The sequence below is a fragment of the Shewanella morhuae genome (assembly GCF_900156405.1).
Taxonomy (GTDB): domain Bacteria; phylum Pseudomonadota; class Gammaproteobacteria; order Enterobacterales; family Shewanellaceae; genus Shewanella; species Shewanella morhuae.
Genome location: NZ_FTNN01000004.1, coordinates 25,314 through 51,209, shown reverse-complemented (window position 1 = coordinate 51,209; position 25,896 = coordinate 25,314). Strand labels below are relative to the sequence as shown.

Genomic DNA, 25,896 nt, shown 5'->3' with positions numbered 1-25,896 from the left:
ATCAACTTTACCCGCAAGTTTGTGGTGTTGTGTCATGTTTTGTGGATTTTTGTGACTCAAATTGATTTAGCTGTTTTTATCAACGCACAGGCAATGTCACGACATTGGGCTTTTGGTGAAAAATTTGTGATCTAATGGGGTTTTAGTGTTTGTTTTTTGCTGTTAAATTGATGATTTATTACGTTAAATCAGAGATCTGCATCCCAATATTAGTTTATTATTAAATTCCCTTACATTAAGCGGTGTCAGATCAACTTTTATAGACTTTTTTTGGTTATCCTTAGCACGAATTTATTAAATCAGTCACATGTAAGGTAACTTCTATATGCAAAAAGATGTGATCAGTGTTCTTGGAACACCTCAAAGCACGCAAGAAAATAACACCACAAAAGACTTACCTTGGACACGCCAAGATACTACTTGGATGTTGAGCTTGTTTGGCACTGCAGTAGGTGCTGGTATTTTGTTTTTACCTATTAACGCGGGTATGGGCGGTTTTTGGCCGCTGGTACTAATGGCCGTAATTATTGGCCCTATGACTTATCTTGCTCACCGTGGTTTATCTCGTTTTGTGTGTTCATCAAGCATTCCCGGTAGTGATATCACCCAAGTAGTGGAAGAGCATTTTGGTATTGGTGCAGGTAAGGCCATTACAGTGCTGTATTTCTTTGCTATTTACCCGATTGTGCTTATTTACGGAGTGGGGATTACCAACACCGTTGATAGCTTTATCGTGAACCAGTTAGGTATGGCATCGCCACCGCGCTTCATTCTATCAGGGGTGTTAATTCTTGGTATGATGGCTGTAATGGTTGCTGGTGAAAAATTTATGCTCAAAGTGACTCAACTTTTAGTGTATCCGCTGGTGGGTATTCTCGCTTTTATGTCCCTTTATTTAATGCCTGAATGGAAAATGGACGCGCTGCAAGTGGTGCCAGAAGTGGGGGCATTTTTAGGAACCGTCTGGTTGACTATCCCTGTGTTAGTGTTTGCCTTTAACCATTCTCCTGCGATTTCACAGTTTTCAGTATCATTAAAACGCGACCACGGTGCTAATGCTTCTCGTAAAGCCGATGTAATTTTACGCAACACTTCGATGATGTTAGTCGGCTTTGTGATGTTGTTTGTATTCTCTTGTGTGTTGTCGTTATCGCCAGCTCAGTTAGCTGAAGCTAAAGCGCAGAATCTACCGATTTTGTCTTACTTAGCTAACGTACATTCTAGTGGTTTTGTAAGCTACTTTGGTCCGTTTATTGCCTTTATCGCGATTGCGTCTTCTTTCTTCGGCCATTACATGGGCGCGACAGAAGGCATGAAAGGTGTGATTGTTAAGCAGTTACGCTCAAGTGGTAAATCTGTTTCTGATGTGAAAATCGACAAGTTTATCCTAGGCTTTATGTTCTTCACTATCTGGGCTGTGGCTGTGATTAACCCAAGCATCTTGGGTATGATTGAAGCCTTAGGTGGTCCAATTATCGCTGCAATTCTGTACATTATGCCTATGTATGCTGTGTATAAAGTACCAGCATTAAAAGCATATCGCGGCCGTATTAGTAATATCTTTGTTGTTATTGCAGGTTTACTCGCGATGACAGCAATCGTATTTGGTTTCTTTAGCTAGGTTTGAATGTTCGTCGACGCGCGGCATTAAGCTGTTGCGCCATCTGTAAAAAAGGTCGAGCCACTGGTTCGACCTTTTTATTTTTGTGAATATTTTAAAGTGCTTATTTTTCTTCAAACATTAAGTAGTAACTCTGCTTCATTCCTAGTGCTTGGTAAGTCTGCTGGGCAGCAAGGTTTTCTTGTTCGACATATAAACGAAAACTTGCGGCGCCGCCATTGGTTTCGGCCAGTTGTTTAACTTGGTTATACAGTTTGCCATAGATACCTTGACGACGATTTTGCGGGCGAATATACACACTTTGGATCCAGTAATAATCCTTAGCACGCCAATCGCTCCATTCAAATGTCACCATCAGTGAGCCTACGATTTCACCAGCGATTTCGGCGACGAGATAAAACCCTTTTTGTGGGCTTTCAAGTAACGTGCCCACGCCTTGCGTGAGTGTGGTTTCATCTAAGGCTAAGCCTTCGGTCTCTTCAGCCATGGCTTGATTAAATTGCACTAAGGCCGTTAGGTCTTGGGCTTTCGCTTTACGGATTAACATACAACAACTCCTAGGCGGGTATCTTGATAGACCCTTCTTGTTAATAGAGGGATTTTTAGCGCCACTTTAACATAAAGTACAAAGCAAAAAACGACTAATGCCATAGCTAAATACAGGTTGAGATGATAACGATTAATCGCTGCTGTTAGCGCCGCTAACTTGGCGCAAGCTTAGTTTGTTACCGATTTATCGCTCTATATAAAAGGCATTTTAGTCGACATTATTGACGTGTTTGGCTGATTTTGCGGCGGTTGATTCTTACGTGATACAGATCATCCTTAGATTTTTATCCTTTATGCTAGACTCTGCGCTCTGCTAATTAGGGGAATCGATTAGCACCTGCCAAGGATGGAATTTCGCCATATCTTCATTTCAAATTCAAGGTTATTAACATGTCAAAACAAACATCGTCAGCGTTAGGCCGCGTATGGTCCTACTGGATGTCAGTACCTTTATGGCTACAAATTCTTGTGGGTATGATACTGGGTATTACGGTCGGCGTGGTATTTGGTGAGCAAGCGACCGTGTTAAAACCGATTGGTACCTTATTTGTTAACATTATTAAAATGTTGATTGTGCCCTTGGTATTTTGTTCGCTGATTGTCGGTGTCACTTCAATGGAAGATACCGCTAAAATGGGGCGAATTGGCTTTAAATCTTTTGCCTTTTATCTTTGCACTACCGCAATCGCGATCAGTATCGGTCTGGTTGTTGGTTATGTGATTCAGCCAGGTGCGGGCCTTAATTTACCTCTACCTTCTGGTATGTCTGATGTGGTTAAAGAAGTGCCTTCTGTCATGCAGACATTGCTTGATATCGTACCGACTAACCCGATTGCAGCATTAGCAAATGGTCAAATTCTGCAAGTGATAGTGTTTGCCGTTGCCTTAGGTATCGCCTTGGTACTGATAGGTGACCACGGAAAACCTGCAATTAAAGTATTCGAAAGCTTAGCTGAAGCCATGTATAAACTCACCGATATGGTGATGAAGTTAGCGCCTTATGGGGTGTTTGGCTTAATGGCTTGGGTGGCGGGTGAATACGGTATCGATATGCTATTGCCGCTGCTTAAGGTGATTGTTGCTGTTTATATTGGCTGTATTATTCACGTATTAGGTTTCTACAGTATTGTTTTAAGCGTGTTTTCTAAGTTGAATCCTTTGCATTTTTTCAAAGGGATCAGCAATGCCATTGCAGTGGCTTTTACGACCTCAAGTTCTGCCGGTACGTTGCCCGCTAGCATGAAGTGTGCAAGTGAGTATTTGGGGGTTAATAAGAAGATTTCGAGTTTTGTATTACCTCTTGGCACCACAATTAACATGGATGGTACTGCATTATATCAAGGCGTTACGGCACTTTTTGTAGCGCAAGCTTTTGGTATTGATCTCACTTGGGTGGATTATCTCACTATTATTTTAACTGCTACCTTAGCTTCTATTGGTACTGCTGGCGTGCCTGGTGCCGGTTTAGTGATGTTGACCTTAGTGTTATCGACAGTGGGTTTACCGTTAGAAGGCGTGGCGTTAATTGCGGGGATTGACCGTATTTTAGATATGGCGCGTACTGTCGTAAACGTCTCGGGTGACTTAGTGGCCACAACCGTGATTGCCAAATCTGAGGATGAGCTCGATATGGAACACTACAATGCCGATATGGTGCAAAGTGCTGTGTTAGCAGAGCAGAATATCATTCTTGAAAATACGGCAGCTAAAAACCGTTAAGTCATAGCGATAAAACTGTATTTTGAGTATTAAAAAACCGCCTGATGGCGGTTTTTCTCATTATTTATCTTATCTCGATTCCGCGTCAGCTTGATCTGAATCGATTGAGATATAATGCTTATTTCAGTTGGCTTAGCACCAGCAAAGGTTTGTCGTCACTACCGAGTAAGGTCAGTCGACCTTGGACTAATTTGGCTTGGGTCACTAACGGCATCGCTTGCATCACTTTATGCTCTTGTTGCATTAAAGCATCAACGCAGGCTTTCATCGTACTACCTGCAGGAGATAGCTTAAGCTCTTGGCCTTGTTGGGTATATTGGCCAAAAAAGTTATTACAACTGTTGTTTCCATGCAACTGGCCTTCGGCTTCGAAGGTAATTTGTGCTGGGCTATAATCGATAGTAGGTTGACCTTGTACCATCTCAATTTGCCAACTGCCCAGCAATGGAATGGTGTCGTTTTTAGCGCTATCAGTACTCTCACAAGCAGTAAGCCCGAATAGTAACGCACTTAATATGAATGCTTTTTTTAACATTATCGCGGTTCCTTTTTCATTATTCTTGCCATAGTGTGACAAGTTTAGCTCAAAATCTAAAGAGGTTTATATGACGGATAGCATTAAAAATACTATGAATTTGTTGAAGTTTTTACATTGGTTAGGTGTATTGATGTTAGTTTGTGGGCTTGGTCTGTATATGTTGACTCAATGGAGTCTAGATATCAGTGGGATGTTAGTCATTGCTTGCTTGATTGGTTTAGGGCTAGTGCTTATGTCTCCTTATCCGGTAGTGCTATTTATCCAATGGGCTAAGCGCCAAGACGATATCGGTAAATAAAACCTTGGCTTAGCTGTGGCTCTATTTTTAAACTTGTATACTTACCACGATAAGTGCTCCCAAAATGATACTGCGAGAATGCTGTGAAGATTAGATTAGCCTTACCCCAAGACATTGATTTATTAACGATGCTAGAGAAAAAATACCTGAATGACGAGTTAGCATCTGCCGCGATGGGGCTGCAAGGCCAAGCGTTTTCCCATCGTGAGTTAACTGAGCTAGTAAACAAGCATTGGGTTGTGGTGGCGCAGGTTGAGCAGCAAATTGTGGGTTATGTTATTGCTGGTCGCTGGGGATTTTTTGAGCATTGGCCCATGTACCGCACGTTACTCAATCGTTTACCCCAACTTGATTGGGATGGGCCTAAATTAACCAAAACTAACTCTTGCCAATATGGGCCGATTTGGGTGCAACAAGCCTACAGAGGGCAAGGCATTTTTGTGGCGTTAGTTAATGAAATTCGCCGCCAAGTTGCCCCGCATTTTAGTTATATGTTGACCTTTATTGCTGAAGATAATGAGCGCTCTTTTGCCGCCCATTCAGGGAAAGGCCAAATGCAGGTGGTGGACTTTTTTACCGTAGCCGCACGAGATTATTATTTAATGGCGGCAAAAACACAGCTGTAATCACGCTAATTACTTTGCACTGGCTCAGGTTTATATATGCAAGATTTAGTATTAATGGCAGCCAATGCGACAGTGAATGATGGGAGTCGTACATGAGTACACAATTTGTTGAAGCATTATTAACGGCTTATGCGAGGGTTAATTTAGCGGCTTGGGATAATTTGAGAATTATCTTATCTGAGTGTGCTCAGCATGGGCATGAGGCGAGGGGATTGGAAGTCGAGTTTGCCTCAGGCTCAGGGCAACAGCCGCACTATTGGGTACAAATAGGCCATATATGGCTCGATTGCGGCCGAACTAATGCGTATTCGGCGGCAATGACAATATTAACGGATGAAGATGTTATCCGCGCAAACTCTCAAAAAACCTTAGAGTGCGCGATGTTATCTCAAGAGCAGATTGGTCTACTTTGCATGCAAAACGCCCATTTCGACCATTGTATTTAAGCGTTTTGCTAGGCTAAAAACAGTGCTAATTACGAGCTGTTTTGTGAGGGCATCGCAAGTCATGCTGTTGATTACCGCTTAAATGATGCTAAGCATAACGGCTAATGTATAGCCGTATTATTGTATTAGAGCTTTTATAGGTATCTAAAATCTACTGCTTGCATTAGTCATTTCAGCCATAAAATGTGTATTAATTATCCAATACACGCCATCAAATTGGCCGGCAAACTTTAGCTCTAAAACAGCGTTATTTTCCAACGAAACGGTTATCGGATAGCGTGGTTAAGGGATCTTGTCCATGCTCATACCAACCATCGCGGGTCGGGGTGATATTATCGAAAGCTTGAATATAGGGTTTGATATCGATAATTGGAGTCTGGTTTAATATATCGATCCCTTTTACATAAATACGATTGCCTTCGATGCGTTCAATTTCAACAATTGATAGCCCAATAGGATTGGGGCGTTTCGGGGAGCGGGTTGCAAAAATACCGCGTAATTGATTATCTAAAAAAGGCTTTACCTTTAAGGTGTAATCATTACAGCGGTGTAAGTGAAAGAGCACATATAAATGTGAAAATTCGTGTAAATCGGCTAATCCTTCAGTAAATTCAGCATCGATCACTAATACTCCCTGATTATTTGCCACTTTACATCCTTGAATTGGCATATTCGCTATGTCGTTATATTCGCTTTCAACAAAGCCTATTGCAGAGAAATTGATCATGATTAACTATCCTATGATTAACCCATTAAGGTTAATTTAAAACGATAAAGCCGCCATGCTGGAGGGCGGCTTTGTGCTTGAAAATAGATTGTCTCGTTATATTTTAACCTCAACACCTAACCAGTAGTTGAGACCTTGTTCGATAAATCCTTCTGAATACTCATAACTATGGTCAAAAAGGTTATTGACTGAGGCATTGAGTTTTACATTTTCTGATGCAGTATAGTCAACTCGGATATTGGTTATTGCAAACCCAGCAGCAACTTGAGAAGCATCGCTATTACTATAATTGGAAGAACGCGCTTCTTCTGCAAGTGTAATGCCGATAGGCTCCCATGGTGTAACCGTAATCCACGCATTCGCCATTTGGGTTGGCAAGCCAGTAATTTCGCCTATTTGACCACTTTTTACATCACTATTTGTATAGCTATAGCTCAGTCCCATTTCAGCAATACTGTTGATACGACCCTTGAGGCCTATATCGACTCCCGAATAATCAACTTGGCCTATATTTCGATTTTGTAATGTATTGGCATCAATATTTACCGCCTGAATTGCATCATCCACACGATTATAATAAATACTGGCTTCATAGCTCCAATCATCGTTGAATAAACCATTATAGGTAATATCAATACTACGAGCGCGCTCTGCATCTAAGTGTGGATTAACGATTGCCACTTGACCCGTAGAAGGCTTAGAGGTCGTATAGCGCTCTTTTAATGTAGGGAAACGGCTGCGTTCAGAAAATGATACCGATAGATAATCCTGCTGACGAATTTGATATTTCGCCATTGCTTGCCAGTTAAAAGCATTTTGGTCATTATCGTCGTATTCTGTAATGCTACCGTTATTTTCAAATTGCATTGCTTGTAAGCTAGTGCGTTTATCGTAACTGATGCCCGCCACAATATTAAGCTTTTCATCGACAGCCCATTGGTATTCTGTGGATGCAGAAATAGTGCGATCTTTAAAGCGATCATAATCGCCAATAGGATCGTCTTTTTCCCTATGGATATCTTCTTTCCAATGAATTGCGAAAGCGAGTTGGTCTTGCTGGCGGACTTCTGCGGCTAATTGTAATCCTGCACCATTACTATAATCATCATAATGACTATAAGAGCCATTTTTATTATTTAAATCTTTTAATGAGTTATACATCATTAGGGTATTAACAAAATTATCATGATAAACGCGACTTTTAAGCGTAAAAATATCGCCTAATTTAGTCGTCCCTTGATAGTAATAACTTTCTTTATCATATTCAGGCCACTGCCAATACCGTGACTTTTGTGGGCTAGTACCTGCATAGGGTGGATTATTTTTTTCACTGTTTTGATTAATATAAGTAAAAACATACTCATCGTCAGCATTAGGGGTAAACCCCAGTTTTACTATGCCACGTTTATCATCAGCTGCAGAGTTGATTAACTCCCCATCTGAGCCAGCAATATCATTATCAGTGCCGTAAGGTAAGCCTAAGTAATCTTGTTTTAATTGGCTACCGGAAAACTGTAGATAACCTAAATCATTACTCATACTTAATGAAGCATTAGCATCGTAGGCGTTAGTTTTATTACGGGTAAACCCTTGGCGGTAGCCTGCGCTAGCTTCTAACGTTTCTGTGGGTTTATGGGTGGTTAAATTAATTGAGCCGCCCATTTGGTTAGGCCCCTGTAGGAGTGAAGTATATCCTTTTGATACCTCAATCGAATCGAGGTTAGAGGTTAAAAATCGGCCTAAGTCTAGATTACCATCGTAGGGGATATAAATCGGAATGCCATCGTAAAACACCGGGACTTGGCGATTGTCAAAACCACGCACTCGTACTTGTAATTCGTTGCGACTCCCCGATTTTTGGAGTGAAACACCGGGAATCGTGCTTAAGGCATTAGCGACATTATTTTTACCTAATTTCTCTATCGTCTTTTGGTCAATACGCGCACTGGTATCAGCAACGGCGCTACCCCATATCGTTATTCTTTCTGGATTATTATCTGCTAATTGATTTTGTGCTATTTCATTAGCTATTAGAGGATGTGAAATTCCCATTGCAATTAATAATGGAAGATAGATTTTTTTATATCGCATAATAATCTCTTTCTTGTAGATGTAGTTTAGTGAAATAGCAGCGCCTGATGGCTGCTATTTTATTGATATTCAATTGTGGTGTTTATTAAAGTTGCAGTAGCTTGCTACTTATTTACTTAATGCCACTTTATCCCAATACACTAATGCCCAATCTCTAGACGGGGATATTAGTGCTTCTCCGATGCGGCTTTTATGTTGATAGTAATCAAATAAGCGATTATTTTCTTCATCTGTGAGTCCGCCTAATGACCAATCAATTGTTTTAGAAAACTGCTCGAAATTGTTATTTTTATCTAAACAATTATTTGATTTAATATAATCAACCTGTGGGTTAATCCCCATTTGATATAAAATGTTGACGGCAAAAATATAATTAGGTAGTTCAATTACTTTTCGCCCGATTGCAGCTTGTATTTCAACATCCACAAAAGAGGTGGATACCGTATGTGTGGTATAAACCCTGAGTTTAGCTTTATCGTTAAGCTTAATGAGCGCCGCACGTAAGTCGGACACTAAGGTGGAGCGTGATGCGACGGCAATATCACATTGTGGAATATCCTGCCAATCATCTTCCCATGATTTATTCAGTAGGCTGACATTATTCAGTCCCATTGCGTTTGCCCGACGATGTGCGACATCTAACATGCCTTGGCTGTAATCCACGCCATAAACATGAGTTAGGTTTTCGGCTATGTTCAAACAGACTGAACCGGGACCACAACCCATATCGAATAAAGTTGAGGCGCCGCGCAAATCAATTTTTGCTAATAGTTGGGTCAAGTAACCGTCATTAGCAGGAGCGCAATCGTTTGCCATGGCTTCTGCGCGCTTGTCCCAATGCTCTGGTTTTTTAGTGGTTCGCCCCGCTAATTGCATTTGCTGTTGGTATAATCCAGCGAAATCCAGCTCATCTAATAACATTATTTTTCCTCATGTTTATCTTTAAATATCGAGGCCCAAGTGGTTTCTAATATCGCTTTCTTGGACACCATAAAGTGTGGTGAGACGCTTTGCACTAAGCATGTCGTTAATCGAACCTTGTTGTATTGGTTGATCTTTTGCCACTAGTACTACCTTGTCTGCTACGGCCTTAGCATGCATAGGATGATGCGTTGACATTAATACTGTCATGCCCTCTTTTTTAAGCGTGCGGATCCTTTCGAGTAAGGTAATTTGATGACCAAAATCGAGGCTAGCTGCTGGCTCGTCCATGATAAGTAGTGTGGGTTGTTGGATCAGTGCTCTGGCGATTAAAACCAACTGGCGCTCACCGCCACTGAGTGAAGGATATTGCCGTTTAGCGAGATGGGCGATATCAAGCATTAGCAACAACTCCATTGCTAATGCGCGGTCTTTGACGCCAGGCTGGGAAAATAATTTTAGATGCGTGCAGCGACCCATCATCACCATATCAAGCACACTAAATGCAAAAGGACCATCATGCGCCTGCGGTACATAGGCCACGGTTTGTGCCAGCTCGGTGGTGTTCCATAAATGGAGGGCTTTATCGTGTAGTTGAATACTGCCACCCTTGAGCGGCAAAATTCCTAATAGGCTACGTATAATGGTGGTTTTGCCGCAACCATTCGTCCCCAAAAGACAGCACACTTCTCCCGTTTTTACGGTAAAAGAAACATCGCGGAGGACGGGATGTCGGTTATAACCGATATCGGCATGATTGAAATTGACGATAGTCACAGCCGCTCTCTCCTCATCAGTAAAATAAGGAAAAATGGCGCGCCAATCAGTGCGGTAATAATACCTAAGGGTAATTCTACAGTACCGACGCTGCGGGCAATGGTGTCGGTAAATAATAATAAAATGGCACCGACCGCCATCGACAATGGCAATAATTGTTGGTTATTCGCACCGATTAATGTGCGGCAGATATGAGGAACCACTAATCCAACCCAACCAATAATACCGGCAATGGACACAGTGCAGGCGGTGATTAAGGTCGCACTAATGATAAAAATAATCCGTAAGCGGGTGACATTAACGCCAATTGCTTTGGCTTCGTCATCGGGAAGGCTTGAAAGGTTCATGCGCCAACGTAGTAGAAATAATGGCAATAATCCTATGAGGATTAATGGCATAGCGATAGCAATATCATCTAAGGTAATTGAGTTTAGGCCACCAAGTAACCAAAACGTAATCGAAGGAAGCTCAATATAAGGGTCTGCAAACACTTTTATTAGTGAAATCCCTGCACCGCATAAAGTGCCGATGGCGATCCCAATCAATACGAGTGATAACACCGGATCTTGTCGGCGCGTAAATTTGGCAATGACACACACCAACACGACTACTGTAATGCCCCCTGTAAAGGCAAAAGCCTGAATGAATAACATAGGTAATCCAAGCAAAATTGCCGCGCTTGCTCCTAAACCCGCTCCGGCAGAAACGCCTAAAATATCCGGTGAAACTAACGGATTACGGAACATACCTTGATAGGCCGTACCTGCGGCAGAAAGGCTGGCACCCACCAATATGGCGGCCAACATTCTAGGCAGACGAATTTGCCAAAATACAATTGAAAGGCGAGGATCGCTGGATAAATGGGAAGAAAAAATCAGTTCGTTAATTTGCCCTAATGAGAGGGGATATTTGCCTGCTGTGAGCGCTAAAAACATACTCATTAAGAGTAGTAAGCTCACAACCCCGATGGTTTTTGACATCATCATGGCTGTTTCACTAATTGTTGGTATGACTCATCACTGAGCGTGCTATGGAAAAATAGCTCGAAGAAGGCTTGTGTATCTGCCTGTAACCCTGCCTGTATTTTAGGATCGAAATGGGCATGTAATCTTCGCAAACCTAATAAACGATTAATGCCCGGTGGTGCATCTAACCAACCAAACGGAAAACGAGGGTAGTGTAAAACCTGCTGTTGCTGCACAGCGTTAATACCTTGCCATTGGCTGTTGGTTAAAATGTGCTGATATGTGGATTCATCCTGTGTTAAAACCACATCCGGTTGCCATAGCAGTAATTGCTCCATTGATACTTGTCCAAGGCCATGGCGCCCAGCTTGTTTTGCTACATTTTCTAATCCAAGTAGTTCGGCTGCCTCGGTATGTAATGACCCCGCTAAACCGGTTTCTAATCCTTTTGCGCCTCTGGCGGCATAGAACCGCAGAGGTTTTCTTTGAGTTGATGAAAAGATGCGGGCATCAGTTAGTATTTTTTCAGCCATATTAGCTAAGGGTTCAGCCCTTGATGCCACGCTAAGAACATCAGCTACTTGCCTAATTTGTTCGGCTGAGTCAGACAGTTTACCGCTAACTAAAAGATAGGGGATCCCCGTGAGTGCGGTAATACGCTCCGCCTGAGAGCTAAAAGTGTCAGTAACACTGCCGCTGTCGATAATAATATCTGGTTTGAGTGCGAGTAACTGTTCAATCGACAAGGTGCTAGCACGGCCCGATAATCGGCCTAGTTTAGGTAGTGTTTGTATGCTTTGTGAGAACCATGGGTTATTTCGTGGGATTTCAAAGGCTGAAAATCCAAGTAATTTTTCGGGTACTAGGGCTAACAGTAATATATCAGCAGGAGCGCCAGCACTGAGTACGCGTTGGATTTTGTTAGCCGCAGGGAGCTTACCAAATGGGAAGACTAATGATTGATTCATCGCCCATAGTGTTGAGGGTACTGCAGTTAAAAGGCCGCAAGAAGCTAACGCTTTTAATAATAAACGCTTCTTTGTATCCATGAAATAATGCCACAATATTCGATATATAGTTATGTATATAGCGAAGGGTATGGAAACATTAAAATGATGTCAAGGTGTTGTAATTTACGCTGATAAAAATGTGATTTAGCTCTAGGTTGTATGATTTTTGTGAGTCTTAAGATTTGTTGCTTAGTAATTTTTATGCACTGGATTTTTATTAGCGCGCCATTTTTCCGTGCATTTGCATGTTGTTCAGTTAAATCTGCTTGTTGCAGATTGAGTTAGCAGGTTTATTTAATCGGTTAAGTTAAATTTAGGATGTAAAAAACCGCTGGGTAGCGGTTTTTATGTTTTGTAATCTTAGCAGCTTAAATCGTAAACGATTTAAATTATAAACCCGCGTCAGCGCGCAGTGCTTCTGCTTTATCGGTCGCTTCCCAAGGGAACTCGTTACGACCAAAGTGGCCATAAGCGGCAGTTGCTTGGTAAATTGGGCGAGCTAAATCTAACATCGCCGTTAAGCCGTATGGACGTAGTTCAAAGTGTTGACGCACTAACTTGATCAGCAGTTCTTCAGACACTTTACCTGTACCGAAGGTTTCTATGCTGATAGAAGTCGGCTCTGCTACACCAATCGCGTAAGACACTTGAATTTCACAGCGATCAGCAAGACCCGCTGCAACGATGTTTTTAGCCACATAACGGGCGGCATAGGCTGCACTACGATCCACTTTTGATGGGTCTTTACCTGAGAATGCGCCGCCACCGTGACGGGCCATGCCGCCGTAGGTATCAACGATGATCTTACGACCGGTTAAGCCACAATCACCTACAGGGCCACCGATAACAAAGCGACCAGTTGGGTTGATAAAGAATTTAGTATCTTTATTTAACCATTGAGCAGGCAGAACTGGTTTGATGATGGTTTCCATCACGCCTTCAATTAAGTCGGCTTGTGAAACGTCATCTCTGTGCTGAGTCGATAACACGACAGCATCGATGCCGACAATTTTGCCATCATCATAGGCAAAAGTGACTTGGCTTTTCGCATCAGGGCGCAGCCAAGGCAGTGTACCGCTTTTACGTACTTCAGACTGGCGCTTTACTAATGCATGGGCATAAGTGATAGGCGCTGGCATTAATACATCGGTTTCGTTGTTGGCATAACCAAACATTAACCCTTGATCGCCAGCACCTTGCTCAGCAGGATCGGCACGATCTACACCTTGATTAATATCGGGTGATTGCTTACCAATAGCGTTTAATACCGCGCATGAGTCTGCATCAAAGCCCATATCTGAATTGGTATAACCAATTTCTCGCACGGTTCTGCGGGTGATTTCTTCGATATCAACCCAAGCAGAAGTGGTGACTTCGCCGCCCACTAATACCATGCCAGTTTTGACATAGGTTTCACACGCCACGCGTGCTTTTGGATCTTGAGCCAGAATTGCATCTAGCACAGCATCAGAAATCTGATCTGCAATTTTATCGGGATGACCTTCTGAGACCGACTCAGAAGTAAACAAGTGCTTTGCCATAGTAGGAAAATCTCGTCGTTAGCATTCAAACGTGTAGAAGCATCTACATCTAGACGGCTATTTTAGTGGAATTTCACTTTGATGACACCCCCTAAGCAAAATATTTGCGTGTAAAGTGAGGTGTACCCCAAATGTGAAGATAATATCATCGCTTGGTTTATGATATAAGTTGATGAATTTAATTCATTTAAATTCATCTTTTCATTTTTAAATTAATCTGAAACCGTATGCGAACTCTCTCTAGCTTAGGCCATTTTATCCATAATATTGTTAGGTATCAGTGACAAATAAGCCATGCTAATTTACATGCTAGTGCTATTAATACTGGGTATTTAGCGTGTTTAACAATCAATATACGTAAATTGGAGTGCTTTAGTTCGGTTAAACTTAAGTGCTTTAGTGCATTTTCGTTTGCGTCCTCTTCGGATGTAGGGGAAAATATCCATCCAAATTGCCCGCTAGACCTCACAAACAAGCAGGAGAGAGCATGTCTTCCCGTAAAGTACTCGCAAACGCAATCCGTGCGTTAAGTATGGATGCAGTTCAAAAAGCTAATTCAGGCCATCCCGGCGCCCCAATGGGTATGGCAGATATTGCTGAAGTGCTGTGGAATGATTTCCTTAAGCACAACCCGACCAATCCTAAATGGGTAGATAGAGACCGTTTCGTTCTTTCTAATGGTCACGGTTCAATGCTGATCTACTCTTTACTACACCTGAGTGGTTATGAGTTACCGATTGAAGAACTGAAACAGTTCCGCCAACTGCATTCAAAAACACCGGGTCATCCAGAATACGGTTACACCCCAGGTGTTGAAACCACAACAGGTCCACTCGGTGCGGGCATCAGCAATGCTGTCGGTATGGCGATTGCTGAAAAAACCTTAGCGGCACAGTTTAACCGTGACGGTCACGATATTGTCGATCACTACACTTACTGTTTCCTTGGCGACGGCTGTTTAATGGAAGGTATTTCCCACGAAGCCTGTTCATTAGCCGGTACGTTAGGCTTAGGCAAACTGGTTGCATTTTGGGATGACAACGGTATTTCTATCGATGGCCATGTTGAAGGCTGGTTCACCGATGATACGCCAAAGCGTTTTGAAGCTTACGGCTGGCATGTTATTGCAGGTGTTGACGGTCACGATAGTGATGCTATCCGCGCGGCAATCGAAGCGGCTAAAGCGGTTACCGATAAACCAACAATGATTTGCTGCAAAACCATTATTGGTTTTGGTTCACCTAACAAATCTGGCAGCCACGATTGCCACGGTGCACCATTAGGCGATGCAGAAATTGCCGCCGCCCGTGAGTTCCTTGGCTGGCCATATGCCCCATTTGAAATCCCAAGCGAGGTTTATGCAGGTTGGGATGCTAAAGCTGCGGGTGCTGCCCGTGAAGCAGCTTGGAATGAAAAGTTTGCGGCTTACACTACTGCTTATCCAGAACTGGCTGCTGAATACGATCGCCGTGTACTAAAAGGTGAGTTACCTGCTGATTTTGAAGAAAAAGCGCAAGCATTTGTTCAAGCATCACAGGACAAAGCTGAAGGTATTGCAAGTCGTAAAGCCTCACAAAATGCCATCGGTGCTTTCGGTGCTATGTTGCCTGAACTGTTAGGCGGCTCTGCTGACTTAGCGGGTTCTAACTTGACACTATGGTCAGGTTCTAAAGGTATTCAGGACGATCCAGCTGGTAACTACATCTACTACGGTGTGCGTGAATTTGGCATGAGCGGCATTATGAATGGTGCATCGCTGCACGGTGGTTTCATCAACTACGGCGCAACGTTCATGATGTTCATGGAATATGCCCGCAACGCAGTCCGTATGTCAGCGCTGATGGGGATTCAAAACATTTTCGTTTATACCCATGACTCTATCGGTCAAGGTGAAGATGGTCCAACGCATCAGCCAGTTGAGCAATTAGCCAACTTGCGTATGACGCCAAATATGGCCGTATGGCGCCCATGTGACGCAGCAGAAACAGCGGTTTCTTGGAAAGCGGCTATTCAACGTCGCAATGCTCCAACATCGCTTATCTTTAGCCGTCAAAACCTTAAAGCTCAAGCGCGTACTAGCGAACAGTTAGCTAATGTGGCTAAAGGTGGTTACGTATTGCAAGATTGTGCTGGTACGCCAGAATTTATCTTTATTGCAACGGGTAGCGAAGTACAGCTAGCAATGGATGCCGCTGCGGCATTAACCGAACAAGGTAAACACGTTCGTGTGGTTTCTATGCCATCAACTACTGAGTTTGATAAGCAAGATGCCGCTTATAAAGAATCTGTATTGCCACGAGCAGTAACTAAACGTGTAGCGATTGAAGCTGCGCATAGTGACTTCTGGTATAAGTACATTGGTTTTGAAGGCAAAGTTGTAGGTATGACCACTTTTGGTGAGTCAGCACCAGGTAACGTGTTACTTAATCACTTTGGTTTCACTGTTGAAAATGTGCTGAATGCTGCAAAATCACTGGGCTAATGGCTTAAGAGATTAGATTCAATACAAAAGGTTAAACTTTTTAAGCGTTAATCTGTATAATGCGGCTTGCAATGTTTTGCAGGCCGTTTTTGTATTTAGAGGAAATAGAGACCTCAATGATCCGAGTTGCTATCAATGGTTATGGCCGTATCGGTCGCTCTATTCTTCGTGCTTTGTATGAGTCAGGGAAGCGGCAGCAAATGCAGATTGTCGCGATTAATGAACTCGCTAAACCTGAAGCCATTATTCATTTGACCCAGTACGACACTACCCATGGTCGGTTTGCCCACAAAGTGAAGCTCGCAGACGATCACATGTTGATTGGCGATGATGCGATTAAAATTCTGCACGAGCCCGATCCCACAAAACTCCCTTGGCATGAAATGGACATAGACATAGTCTACGAGGCCACCGGTGTATTACTCGACCGTAAAAGCTGTGAAGCCCATATTCATGCTGGCGCTAAACAAGTACTGATTAGCCATCCATCCTCTGCCGATGTTGACGCCACGATTGTGTATGGCGTTAACCACGATTTACTCTGCGCGGAACATACCGTCATCTCTAACGCTTCTTGCACGACTAACTGTATTGTGCCGGTGATCGATGTACTCGATTATCATTTTGGCGTTAAAAGTGGCGCGATTACCACGATCCATTCCGCGATGAATGATCAGCAAGTGATTGATGCTTACCACGATGATTTACGTCGCACCCGCGCAGCGAGCCAATCTATTATCCCTGTAGACACTAAACTTGCACGTGGTATTGAGCGTATTTTGCCGCACATGAAAGATAAGTTTGAGGCTATTTCGGTGCGTGTGCCTACCATTAACGTGACCGCGATCGACTTGTCTGTAACCCTTGATAAAATTGTTGATATAGCCACGGTTAATCAGGTGTTGGAGTCCGCAGCCAACGGGCGATTTAACGGTATTTTAGGCTATACTGACGAGCCCTTAGTTTCATGTGATTTTAACCATGATCCGCGCTCCAGTATTGTTGATGGCACTCAAACCCGTGTCAGCGCTGGCCAGTTAGTAAAGCTTCTGCTTTGGTGTGATAACGAGTGGGGTTTTGCCAACCGTATGTTAGATACCAGTTTGGCGATGATTGCAGCCAAACGAGGCTAATAAAAGAATAGATTATTCATCAATTGGTTGAGGGGTTGTCGCCCATTTTGCGGCAAGTCGAATGGCATAAATTAAGGCCGATTGAGGTAAAACCAGTTTGTTTTTTGATTATAAAAGGAAGCGTTACCATGGCAATTATCAATATGTCAGATTTAGATCTACAAGGTAAGCGTGTGCTTATTCGCGAAGATCTCAATGTGCCCGTTAGCAATGGCGTCGTCACCAGTGATGCACGTCTGCGCGCCTCTTTACCGACTATCGAGTTAGCCCTTGCTAAAGGCGCCGCCGTAATGGTGATGTCGCATTTAGGTCGCCCGACTGAAGGTGAATACAATGCCGAATATTCACTGCAACCAGTGGTTGATTACTTGGCAAAAGCTCTGCCTTGTAAAGTGCGTTTAGCGACAGATTATTTAGACGGCGTCGATGTTGCTGTTGGCGAAGTGGTGGTGTTCGAAAACGTGCGCTTTAACGTGGGCGAAGGCAAAAACAACGAAGCGCTGTCGCAAAAAATGGCAGCATTGTGTGATGTCTATGTAATGGATGCCTTTGGTACAGCCCATCGCGCGCAAGCATCGACCCACGGTGTTGGCATGTTTGCTCCAATCGCCTGTGCTGGCCCATTATTAGCACAAGAATTAGATGCCTTAGGCAAAGCGTTAGATAATCCAGCGCGCCCTATGGTGGCAATCGTTGGCGGCTCAAAAGTGTCGACTAAACTCACTGTATTAGAGAGCTTATCTGGCATCGTTGATCAGTTAGTGGTTGGCGGCGGTATTGCAAATACTTTCATCGCAGCGGCAGGTTATAACGTAGGTAAATCACTTTATGAAGTGGATTTACTTGATGAAGCTAAGCGTTTAGTTGCCAATGCTAAGAGTCGTGGCGCTGATATTCCTGTGCCGACGGATGTGGTGGTGGCAAACGAATTTAGTCCAACTGCAGCTGCGACGTTGAAAGCAGTGGGTGATGTTAGCGACAGTGAAATGATTTTTGATATTGGTCCCGATAGCGCTGAAGCACTGGCTAAAATCATTGAATCAGCGGGCACTATCGTATGGAATGGCCCCGTTGGCGTGTTCGAATTTGACCAATTTGGTGAGGGTACTCGCCGTATTGCACAGGCCATTGCCGATTCAAAAGCTTTCTCTATTGCAGGCGGTGGCGACACGTTAGCGGCAGTTGATAAGTACGGCATTGCCGATAAAATATCTTACATCTCTACTGGCGGCGGCGCTTTCCTTGAGTTTCTTGAAGGTAAAGAATTACCCGCAGTGGCGATGTTAGAAAAGCGCGGCGCATAAGATATAGATTTAAAAACGCGGCACGTAAGATGCCGCGATAAGCTTTGATAACATTAAAGCTTTCATAAAAAAGTAACATAATTATAAAAAAAAACCGCCCGTATTTAGTTAAGTGATTAGCTGAGTATGGGCATAAAAATCCATCCAAACGATAGCGACCTCGGTGATAGATATCACCCTATTATTGGAGTTACAAAATGGCGTTAATTTCCCTACGACAACTACTTGATCACGCAGCAGAACATGGATACGGTGTGCCTGCGTTCAACGTTAATAACTTAGAGCAGATGCGTGCCATCATGCAATCTGCTGAAGCAACAAACAGCCCTGTGATTGTGCAAGCCTCAGCGGGTGCGCGTAAATATGCCCGCCCACAGTTCCTTAAATATTTGATGGCAGCTGCCCTTGAGCAGTATCCAGATATTCCTGTGTGTATTCACCAAGACCACGGTACCGATCCTGACATCTGTCAGCGTTCTATTCAATTGGGTATGTCATCAGTGATGATGGATGGCTCTTTAATGGCTGACGGTAAAACGCCCGCCTCTTATGAGTACAACGTCGATGTTACCCGCCGCACAGTAGCTTTCGCCCATGCCTGTGGTGTGTCGGTAGAAGGTGAAATCGGTTGTTTAGGTAGCCTAGAAACAGGCCAAGCAGGCGAAGAAGATGGCATTGGTGCAGTAGGCACGCTAAGCATGGATCAAATGCTAACGACTCCTGATGAAGCCGCGCGTTTTGTGGCAGATACCCATGTTGATGCATTAGCGATTGCTATTGGTACTAGCCATGGCGCTTACAAGTTCAGCCGTAAACCTACGGGTGAGGTGCTGCGCATCGATCGCATTAAAGAAATCCACGCACGTATTCCTAACACTCACTTAGTAATGCACGGTTCATCTTCAGTACCGCAAGAGTGGTTGAAAATCATCAATCAATATGGTGGTCAGATCCCAGAAACCTACGGTGTGCCATTAGAAGAAATCGTTGAAGGCATTAAGCACGGTGTGCGTAAGGTGAATATCGATACTGACTTACGCTTAGCCTCAACCGGTGCGGTTCGTAAGTTTTTAGCTGAAAACCCAAGTGAATTTGATCCACGTAAATTCCTTAAGGCATCAATGGAAGCAATGGCCGATATCTGTACTATCCGCTATGAAGCTTTTGGTTGTGCGGGTCAAGCATCTAAGATTAAGCCATTGTCTTTACAAGCAATGTATAAAGCGTACCAGTCTGGTGCGTTAGATCCAAAGATCAATATGTAAGCGTTATTGTTGTAGTAGAAACCCGCCTATGGCGGGTTTTTTTATGCTTTAAATAGATGCAATTTTCATTTTTTAATCGTCAATGCTAATATTGCGCAGATTTTCAGTGGGAAATACTAACCCTTATTAATATGTGTTTATCTAGTTATGTAGGACTAAACAGATATTTATAGGGATTGGATTTACAGAATAGGAACGAATAAAGATGAAGAAAGTACTGACAACCGCAATATTACTGACGACACCTTTTATGGCAACTGCCGGCGCAGATTTTGTTAAAGGCGATAGGACATTCGCTGGCGAAGCCGAGTTAGGTGCTACGTTAACTACTGGTAATACCGAAACCTCATCATTTAAGGGGCGTTTAAATCTTAAACATGAGCTAGGTGATTGGGAAAACCAATACTTACTCGAAGGCTTATACAAAGAGGATTCGGAGACCGTTACGGCTAAGCGTTATTTTGTCGGCGCTCAAGGCAACTATAAGATGACAGATCGTAGCTACCTGTTTGCCAATGCTAACTACGAAGTCGACCCGTTTACGGGCTATGAGTACACTGTTTCTGGTGCTACCGGTTATGGTCATCGGCTTTACGATACCACTAAAACCTTTTTAGATGTTGAAGTCGGCCCTGGTTATATCTATCAACGTCTGGATAATGAGCAAGCACTTATCGAAGGTTATGATACGAATGATAGTGTGGTGGCTCACGGCGTGATTAACTTCGAAACAGAAATTACCGATACCTCTAAATTCCAACAACGTTTTGTGGCTGATTATGGTGATAAGCTTGATGCCCGCTCTGAGACCTCGTTAACTGCTAATATTATTGGTGCATTGGCGATGAAGTTTGCCGTTATCGTACGTTATAACAGCGAGCCATTAGACGATAAAAAAGGTACTGATACTGAAACGAATATGACCTTGTTATATTCTTTCTAATAGCACGCAACCGTTTTAGAAAAGCACCTTAAAGGTGCTTTTTTTATGGATTATTTTTAGATTAAATCGAATGTAATTTAGTTAATCGTGCATTAGCGTCTACGATATATATACAAAAATTAATCTATTAAACTCCCTCTAGCGGCCTAGTAATATAAGAAGTATGCGTTTTATCAACATTTACGCTGGCATAGCTGTGGTAATTTTCTAACTAATTATCTTGGTAGAGATCAACTTTGATGAAATTACAACGAGCATGTAAAAATAGTGGGACAGCATTCCTGAGCTTATTCAGTATGGCGATACTGACAAGCTTGTTTTCACCTGCGACATGGGCAATGGCTGAAAACGTTGAACGGCTTAATTTAACCAGTGCAAGTGTGGGTTATATTGCGGTATGTATATTTGTGCTCGCTTATGTATTGGTTATGGCCGAAGAAACATTACACCTACGTAAATCGAAACCGGTATTAGTCGCGGCGGGGATCATTTGGGGGATGATAGGTTTTGTGTATGTGCAAAATGGTATGTCGGAATTATCTGAAGCGGCATTTAAACATAACCTACTCGAATACGCTGAATTATTGCTTTTTTTACTGGTGGCGATGACTTATATCAATGCGATGGAAGAGCGCAATCTATTTGATGCTATCCGCGGTTGGTTGGTGGGTCGTGGTTTTAGTTTGAGAACCGTGTTTTGGCTAACCGGGTTTATGGCATTTTTTATTTCGCCTGTCGCCGATAACCTGACCACCGCCTTATTGATGTGTGCCGTGGTGATGAAAGTGGGTGCGGGTCAGCGTAAGTTTATAACCCTCGCCTGTATCAATATTGTGGTAGCAGCTAATGCGGGTGGTGCGTTTAGTCCATTTGGTGACATTACAACCTTAATGGTGTGGCAAAAAGGACTGGTACATTTTAACGACTTTTTCCATCTATTTATTCCAGCCGTAGTCAATTTTGTGCTGCCAGCGGCCATTATGAGTCTGTTTATTCCTCATTTTGTACCAGAAAAAGCAAAGGAGCAGGTTTACACTAAGCCTGGAGCAAAACGCATCGTAGCACTATTTTTACTCACTATTGCGACCGCCGTTTGCGCTCATTCTTTTTTAGGTATGCCGCCAGTATTAGGCATGATGACAGGATTAGGTTTTTTACAATTCTTTGGTTTTTACCTGCGTAAAACGTTCAATAAATCTCTTGCCCGCGATCGAGCTAAAGCTGAGTTAATTCAAGATACATTGCGTCTACAGCAACTTGGCAGTGTGGTGCCATTTGATGTGTTCAGTCGAATTTCTCGCGCCGAGTGGGACACCTTGTTGTTCTTTTATGGTGTGGTGTTATGTGTGGGTGGCCTCGGTTTTATGGGGTATTTGAGCTTAGTCTCCGAGGCAATGTATTCCCATTGGGATGTTACTTATGCCAACGTAGCTGTGGGGCTGCTTTCATCTGTGGTTGATAATATCCCGGTGATGTTTGCGGTATTAACCATGAATCCCGATATGCCGTTGGGTCAGTGGTTATTAGTCACGCTGACAGCTGGTGTTGGCGGCAGCTTGCTGTCGATTGGCAGTGCCGCAGGTGTCGCTTTGATGGGACAAGCTCGCGGCATTTATACCTTTGGTGCACATTTACGTTGGACACCTGTGATTGCCCTAGGTTATGCGGCGAGTATTCTGGTACATCTGTGGATGAACTCATCCATGTTTTAACGTTTACTATCAATAACAAAAAAGGCATCCAGTGGATGCCTTTTTACTTAAATTGAGCAGTAACAATTAGATTGATGGCGCTTCAATTAAGCTCAGTTCGTTATTCGCCTTAGCGCCATAAATCTGAATCGCAACTTTGATTTGAGCAACAGCATGGCTGGGATCCTGTTGCTGCCAATCTAAAGCGGGTATTTCAAATTGATATTGCCCCGTCTGTGTTTCTGTTAACTTACCGCCGCATTCCGTTGTATTTTGGCAACGATAACTTTGCGTGGTATGCCAGCGCTTCCATGCTTTAGGGTTTGAAGAAGCTTTATTGCTATCGGGAAAGCCAAAATAGTAAATATCATAGGCTTTTACCGCAGTAATGGCCGCTTGCTGCGCATCCGTTAATGAAAATTGAATCGTGCCTGTCTTTTGGTCAAACTGGTTGAGAGCGAGGTTGATTTGCATCGCCTCATCGATATTCACACTATTAACCGCTGGTGGTGATGGTGGCACCGGAGGGATGACTTCCTCTGATGTATTATCGTCACTGCCACATCCGCTAAGCAACAATATGCTTAAGGTTACTGCGAGTAATGGGTATTTCATTGCAGCCCCCTTAATTGAAGTGCCCTGTATGGCAAGTGGTGCATTCCATATCTGTTTTAACACTCGCAGCAGAACCTAGGGTGCTTGAACTGCCATGGCAGGTTTGGCAATCCTGTGCATCCGGTGTCGGTTTACTGCCAACCAGTCCGCCAATATTTTCACCTTGGTAAGCACGGTTTAATACATCAACTAAGTAATAAGCCATGGACGCAGATAGGCGGTAGCAACGTTCACCTTTTTTGGCAAATGGCAGACCAGAGGCCTTTGACCAGTTACTAATTGATGAATGACATAACACGCTTTTTGCCTTTGATGAGCTGACAACAAGCGCCGTTTTTTCTGCAGTGGAACCTATGCCAGCGACAAATTCGGCTGAAGCTAATGGCAGTGTTGTATTTTCGTAGTAGCGGAAGGTGTTACCAATTACAGCATTATTTTGACCGTTAATGTCATCTAAGATATTGACTAACATGCCAATTGCATTGAGGTTGCCGCAAAGCGTGCCTTGACCTGCGACACCAGCAAAACCATAAGCTGCCAGTGCGGTTGGGATAGTTTTAAATTTAGCAGCATCGACACTGCTTGATTGAGCCAGCATGGTAATAACAGCATGAAACACTTGGTGCATACATCCCCCGCCGGTTTCATAGGCGAGCTTTGCCGTTGCCATCGGGTCAATGGGGGCGTATTTCAGTTTCTCTCCTAATGCTAAATAGTATTGTCCTTCTTCATTAGTGGCAGCGAGAACTGAAGTTCCCATCAGTGTTGCACCCGCGGCAACGGTGCTAATACCGATAATGCGGCTTAAGGCTTGGCGTCTATTGATACTCATCATCTATATCCTCTGTGTAGAATTACTTTTATTTATTAGGTGGCAAAAATAAATCTCTATGGTTTAAATGTTAAACACGCAGGTGATAAATGATGTGATTTAGGCCAGAGGATATGGACCTTTTAAGGATGCGAAAAAACGTGCAATTACATGGGTTTTGCAGATTGAAATCCTATATTGTTATGCGTTAAATAGATTGGTAAGTGACTCACACCTCGTTATTTGTAATATTTATGTAAATTTATGCATAATTACACCAGTGCCAAGGAAGATTTATTTTTGTGAGCTAAAGCTGGCTTTGGTGGATTAGCCTTGAGCTTGGGGCTTGATTCACGAAACGTAACTATTTGCTGTCTTGGGTTAACAAGATCACATTAATCACCCGCTATTTTATCTAGACTTAATTCTATGTTTTTATGGAGTTGAGCGAATGATTATGCAATTGGGAGACTGCAGGTTTGATCGAGAACGAGGTACATTAACTGAATTGTCTCGTGATGAATCTTGGCATCTTCCTCGGGCTGAATTACAAGTGCTCTCTTTACTGGTTGAACACCAAGGTCAATTAGTTTCTAAATATATGCTTAAGATAGGGGATGGTCAGCATCCACCGCTAACGGATACTTCGGTGGCCAGAGCCGTGTTTATGCTGCGATCCTTTCTCGGTACACGGCATGAAGGCTTAATTGAAACCGTCAAAGGCCAAGGTTATTTGCTACAACCATTAAATGGTAATAAACGTAAATATGTCAATTATCTAAGACTACAGACAATCCCGTTATGGAGTGTATTGGTGTTGTTTGGCGCTATGTTAGCAGTGTCATTTTTTTATCTATATCAGATTGATCATAGTAAACCGACCCAAGCGTTGATGAGCTCCGAGATCTCATTGGCTTCTGGTGAGAATGTCCGATTACATCTCTATGCTAATTCTAATACCAATAACCTCTTACTCTTTAAATTAGGCGAGCGTTTAAGCGCTGGATTAACGGCCTGCGGCCAAAGTGATTGGAAGGATGTTTATGCTTCGTTATCCCATGATAAACAAGTGCTTAATGTAACCTTGCGTGGTGAGAAGTTAGGTCAGTCTGTGATCCGTAATATTAAGATCAGCGATTTTACGCAGCCAAAGGAATTTATTGATGCCACATGGCTGCGGGAGGTTGATATCTGTGGCTAGATGGCTAAAGTGGACGATTAATCTCGTTATTTTAACGGCATTGATTACGGCTTGTAGCGTGATTTATTGGAAGTTAATGACTAATCGGACACTGATTTTAAATTGCAGCTCTGAATTATTCGACCGCCATTCTCATGGTAATGTTGACGGTAAATACTATTTGCTCGTTGATGTATTAATTGCCGCTAATAATGCGCAGGTTAATTATCGTTACTTTAATTTCGATGGCACGAGTGCGGGCACTATTTCGATGCAAGGTAAAGTGGAGAAAATAGAAGCCAATAGTATGACCTATCAGATAGCAGTGCAGACGAAAACAGAGTCTGAACTTGAAAAACATAAAGACTGGCCTGAGCATATGAAATATCTTTCATACATCAGTAGCTTACATTTCAATGTGTCTGGAATACACAATCTGAGTATCGAAGTGCTTGATATGGATGACACTAAAGATTACGCGGTGGTTTTATTCCAACCGAGTAATACGGTTTGTGGTTGCCGAATCGTAAATAGTCGAATTTAATCAGTGTATTTGAGTTTATTTCAGTTAAGATTAGTACTCACTTATTCTCGTTTACTGCTATGAGTTATGCCTTTAACGGAGACTCATGAAAAGGATGCT

Annotated in this window: 24 protein-coding genes; 13 read left to right on the top strand and 11 right to left on the bottom strand. The window is 43.0% G+C overall.

Annotated elements, in window-relative coordinates:
• Positions 1–325 precede the first annotated feature (325 nt).
• Positions 326–1,621: an SLC5/6 family protein gene (locus BW947_RS06210; protein WP_076497614.1), complete on the top strand. Its 1,296-nt coding sequence runs from the start codon at positions 326–328 to the stop codon at positions 1,619–1,621.
• Positions 1,622–1,724: 103 nt separating this feature from the next.
• Here BW947_RS06210 and BW947_RS06205 read toward each other — a convergent pair whose 3' ends face one another.
• A complete protein-coding gene (locus BW947_RS06205; RefSeq protein WP_076497611.1) occupies positions 1,725–2,168 on the bottom strand; it encodes a GNAT family N-acetyltransferase in 444 nt (147 codons plus the stop codon).
• A gap of 392 nt (positions 2,169–2,560) precedes the next feature.
• On the opposite strand from BW947_RS06205, the gene BW947_RS06200 reads away from it, so the two are divergent.
• Positions 2,561–3,889: a dicarboxylate/amino acid:cation symporter gene (locus BW947_RS06200; protein WP_076497608.1), complete on the top strand. Its 1,329-nt coding sequence runs from the start codon at positions 2,561–2,563 to the stop codon at positions 3,887–3,889.
• 118 nt (positions 3,890–4,007) lie between these two features.
• Here BW947_RS06200 and BW947_RS06195 read toward each other — a convergent pair whose 3' ends face one another.
• The gene (locus BW947_RS06195) at positions 4,008–4,424 is read right to left on the bottom strand and encodes an META domain-containing protein (protein WP_076497606.1); all 417 of its coding nucleotides are present in this window, start codon (positions 4,422–4,424) and stop codon (positions 4,008–4,010) included.
• A 70-nt stretch (positions 4,425–4,494) separates the two neighbouring features.
• Between BW947_RS06195 and BW947_RS06190 the strand changes: the two genes are divergently transcribed.
• From BW947_RS06190 to BW947_RS06180, 3 genes are all read left to right on the top strand, one after another.
• Positions 4,495–4,725, top strand: a complete 231-nt coding sequence (locus BW947_RS06190) for a hypothetical protein (RefSeq protein WP_076497604.1) — start codon at positions 4,495–4,497, stop codon at positions 4,723–4,725.
• Between the two features lie 83 nt (positions 4,726–4,808).
• Positions 4,809–5,351 (top strand): GNAT family N-acetyltransferase, encoded by a 543-nt coding sequence (locus tag BW947_RS06185; protein WP_076497602.1) that lies wholly within the window; start codon positions 4,809–4,811, stop codon positions 5,349–5,351.
• Between the two features lie 92 nt (positions 5,352–5,443).
• Positions 5,444–5,797 carry a hypothetical protein gene (locus tag BW947_RS06180; protein ID WP_076497599.1) on the top strand — a complete coding sequence of 118 codons (354 nt, stop codon included), beginning with the start codon at positions 5,444–5,446 and terminating at the stop codon, positions 5,795–5,797.
• Between the two features lie 247 nt (positions 5,798–6,044).
• Here the strand turns inward: BW947_RS06180 and tsaA are convergent, their stop codons facing one another.
• From tsaA to metK, 7 genes are all read right to left on the bottom strand, one after another.
• A complete protein-coding gene (gene tsaA, locus BW947_RS06175; RefSeq protein WP_076497596.1) occupies positions 6,045–6,524 on the bottom strand; it encodes a tRNA (N6-threonylcarbamoyladenosine(37)-N6)-methyltransferase TrmO in 480 nt (159 codons plus the stop codon).
• A gap of 96 nt (positions 6,525–6,620) precedes the next feature.
• Complete coding sequence (locus BW947_RS06170) at positions 6,621–8,615, bottom strand: TonB-dependent receptor plug domain-containing protein (RefSeq protein WP_076497593.1); 1,995 nt, start codon at positions 8,613–8,615, stop codon at positions 6,621–6,623.
• A 108-nt stretch (positions 8,616–8,723) separates the two neighbouring features.
• The gene (locus BW947_RS06165) at positions 8,724–9,536 is read right to left on the bottom strand and encodes a class I SAM-dependent methyltransferase (protein WP_076497590.1); all 813 of its coding nucleotides are present in this window, start codon (positions 9,534–9,536) and stop codon (positions 8,724–8,726) included.
• A 21-nt stretch (positions 9,537–9,557) separates the two neighbouring features.
• Positions 9,558–10,313 (bottom strand): ABC transporter ATP-binding protein, encoded by a 756-nt coding sequence (locus BW947_RS06160; protein ID WP_076497587.1) that lies wholly within the window; start codon positions 10,311–10,313, stop codon positions 9,558–9,560.
• A complete protein-coding gene (locus BW947_RS06155; protein ID WP_076497584.1) occupies positions 10,310–11,299 on the bottom strand; it encodes a FecCD family ABC transporter permease in 990 nt (329 codons plus the stop codon). Before BW947_RS06155 ends, BW947_RS06160 begins: the two co-directional genes overlap by 4 nt.
• Entirely contained in the window at positions 11,296–12,327 is a 1,032-nt protein-coding gene (locus BW947_RS06150; protein WP_076497582.1) for an ABC transporter substrate-binding protein, read from the bottom strand. The genes BW947_RS06155 and BW947_RS06150 overlap by 4 nt, the downstream gene beginning before the upstream one ends.
• A 350-nt stretch (positions 12,328–12,677) precedes the next feature.
• Entirely contained in the window at positions 12,678–13,829 is a 1,152-nt protein-coding gene (gene metK, locus BW947_RS06145; protein ID WP_076497580.1) for a methionine adenosyltransferase, read from the bottom strand.
• Between the two features lie 487 nt (positions 13,830–14,316).
• Between metK and tkt the strand changes: the two genes are divergently transcribed.
• The 6 genes from tkt (at position 14,317) to nhaD (ending at position 22,668) form a co-directional block, all read left to right on the top strand.
• Positions 14,317–16,311 carry a transketolase gene (tkt, locus tag BW947_RS06140; protein WP_076497577.1) on the top strand — a complete coding sequence of 665 codons (1,995 nt, stop codon included), beginning with the start codon at positions 14,317–14,319 and terminating at the stop codon, positions 16,309–16,311.
• Between the two features lie 116 nt (positions 16,312–16,427).
• Positions 16,428–17,444 (top strand): erythrose-4-phosphate dehydrogenase, encoded by a 1,017-nt coding sequence (epd, locus tag BW947_RS06135; RefSeq protein WP_076497574.1) that lies wholly within the window; start codon positions 16,428–16,430, stop codon positions 17,442–17,444.
• Between the two features lie 128 nt (positions 17,445–17,572).
• Positions 17,573–18,748, top strand: a complete 1,176-nt coding sequence (locus tag BW947_RS06130) for a phosphoglycerate kinase (protein ID WP_076497571.1) — start codon at positions 17,573–17,575, stop codon at positions 18,746–18,748.
• Between the two features lie 197 nt (positions 18,749–18,945).
• Entirely contained in the window at positions 18,946–20,013 is a 1,068-nt protein-coding gene (fba, locus tag BW947_RS06125; protein WP_076497569.1) for a class II fructose-bisphosphate aldolase, read from the top strand.
• Between the two features lie 205 nt (positions 20,014–20,218).
• The gene (locus tag BW947_RS06120) at positions 20,219–20,956 is read left to right on the top strand and encodes a DUF481 domain-containing protein (RefSeq protein WP_076497567.1); all 738 of its coding nucleotides are present in this window, start codon (positions 20,219–20,221) and stop codon (positions 20,954–20,956) included.
• 239 nt (positions 20,957–21,195) lie between these two features.
• Positions 21,196–22,668 (top strand): sodium:proton antiporter NhaD, encoded by a 1,473-nt coding sequence (gene nhaD / locus BW947_RS06115; RefSeq protein ID WP_076497565.1) that lies wholly within the window; start codon positions 21,196–21,198, stop codon positions 22,666–22,668.
• Between the two features lie 66 nt (positions 22,669–22,734).
• On the opposite strand, the gene BW947_RS06110 is transcribed toward nhaD, so the two are convergent.
• Positions 22,735–23,262: a hypothetical protein gene (locus BW947_RS06110; protein WP_076497563.1), complete on the bottom strand. Its 528-nt coding sequence runs from the start codon at positions 23,260–23,262 to the stop codon at positions 22,735–22,737.
• 10 nt (positions 23,263–23,272) lie between these two features.
• Positions 23,273–24,094, bottom strand: a complete 822-nt coding sequence (locus BW947_RS06105; protein WP_076497561.1) for a cytochrome c3 family protein — start codon at positions 24,092–24,094, stop codon at positions 23,273–23,275.
• A 430-nt stretch (positions 24,095–24,524) separates the two neighbouring features.
• Between BW947_RS06105 and BW947_RS06100 the strand changes: the two genes are divergently transcribed.
• Positions 24,525–25,274: a winged helix-turn-helix domain-containing protein gene (locus tag BW947_RS06100; protein WP_076497559.1), complete on the top strand. Its 750-nt coding sequence runs from the start codon at positions 24,525–24,527 to the stop codon at positions 25,272–25,274.
• The gene (locus BW947_RS06095; protein ID WP_076497557.1) at positions 25,267–25,797 is read left to right on the top strand and encodes a hypothetical protein; all 531 of its coding nucleotides are present in this window, start codon (positions 25,267–25,269) and stop codon (positions 25,795–25,797) included. The genes BW947_RS06100 and BW947_RS06095 overlap by 8 nt, the downstream gene beginning before the upstream one ends.
• Positions 25,798–25,896 lie beyond the last annotated feature (99 nt).

What these genes read in the sequence shown, in the direction of transcription:
- BW947_RS06130 (WP_076497571.1), top strand. Translation starts at nt 17,573, where the DNA reads ATGGCAATTATCAATATGTCAGATTTAGATCTACAAGGTAAGCGTGTG.
- BW947_RS06120 (WP_076497567.1), top strand. Translation starts at nt 20,219, where the DNA reads ATGAAGAAAGTACTGACAACCGCAATATTACTGACGACACCTTTTATG.
- nhaD (WP_076497565.1), top strand. Translation starts at nt 21,196, where the DNA reads ATGAAATTACAACGAGCATGTAAAAATAGTGGGACAGCATTCCTGAGC.
- BW947_RS06195 (WP_076497606.1), bottom strand. Translation starts at nt 4,424, where the DNA reads ATGTTAAAAAAAGCATTCATATTAAGTGCGTTACTATTCGGGCTTACT.
- BW947_RS06110 (WP_076497563.1), bottom strand. Translation starts at nt 23,262, where the DNA reads ATGAAATACCCATTACTCGCAGTAACCTTAAGCATATTGTTGCTTAGC.
- tkt (WP_076497577.1), top strand. Translation starts at nt 14,317, where the DNA reads ATGTCTTCCCGTAAAGTACTCGCAAACGCAATCCGTGCGTTAAGTATG.
- BW947_RS06100 (WP_076497559.1), top strand. Translation starts at nt 24,525, where the DNA reads ATGATTATGCAATTGGGAGACTGCAGGTTTGATCGAGAACGAGGTACA.
- tsaA (WP_076497596.1), bottom strand. Translation starts at nt 6,524, where the DNA reads ATGATCAATTTCTCTGCAATAGGCTTTGTTGAAAGCGAATATAACGAC.
- BW947_RS06150 (WP_076497582.1), bottom strand. Translation starts at nt 12,327, where the DNA reads ATGGATACAAAGAAGCGTTTATTATTAAAAGCGTTAGCTTCTTGCGGC.
- BW947_RS06165 (WP_076497590.1), bottom strand. Translation starts at nt 9,536, where the DNA reads ATGTTATTAGATGAGCTGGATTTCGCTGGATTATACCAACAGCAAATG.
- BW947_RS06190 (WP_076497604.1), top strand. Translation starts at nt 4,495, where the DNA reads ATGACGGATAGCATTAAAAATACTATGAATTTGTTGAAGTTTTTACAT.
- fba (WP_076497569.1), top strand. Translation starts at nt 18,946, where the DNA reads ATGGCGTTAATTTCCCTACGACAACTACTTGATCACGCAGCAGAACAT.
- BW947_RS06210 (WP_076497614.1), top strand. Translation starts at nt 326, where the DNA reads ATGCAAAAAGATGTGATCAGTGTTCTTGGAACACCTCAAAGCACGCAA.
- BW947_RS06200 (WP_076497608.1), top strand. Translation starts at nt 2,561, where the DNA reads ATGTCAAAACAAACATCGTCAGCGTTAGGCCGCGTATGGTCCTACTGG.
- BW947_RS06180 (WP_076497599.1), top strand. Translation starts at nt 5,444, where the DNA reads ATGAGTACACAATTTGTTGAAGCATTATTAACGGCTTATGCGAGGGTT.
- BW947_RS06170 (WP_076497593.1), bottom strand. Translation starts at nt 8,615, where the DNA reads ATGCGATATAAAAAAATCTATCTTCCATTATTAATTGCAATGGGAATT.
- BW947_RS06105 (WP_076497561.1), bottom strand. Translation starts at nt 24,094, where the DNA reads ATGAGTATCAATAGACGCCAAGCCTTAAGCCGCATTATCGGTATTAGC.
- metK (WP_076497580.1), bottom strand. Translation starts at nt 13,829, where the DNA reads ATGGCAAAGCACTTGTTTACTTCTGAGTCGGTCTCAGAAGGTCATCCC.
- BW947_RS06155 (WP_076497584.1), bottom strand. Translation starts at nt 11,299, where the DNA reads ATGATGATGTCAAAAACCATCGGGGTTGTGAGCTTACTACTCTTAATG.
- epd (WP_076497574.1), top strand. Translation starts at nt 16,428, where the DNA reads ATGATCCGAGTTGCTATCAATGGTTATGGCCGTATCGGTCGCTCTATT.
- BW947_RS06205 (WP_076497611.1), bottom strand. Translation starts at nt 2,168, where the DNA reads ATGTTAATCCGTAAAGCGAAAGCCCAAGACCTAACGGCCTTAGTGCAA.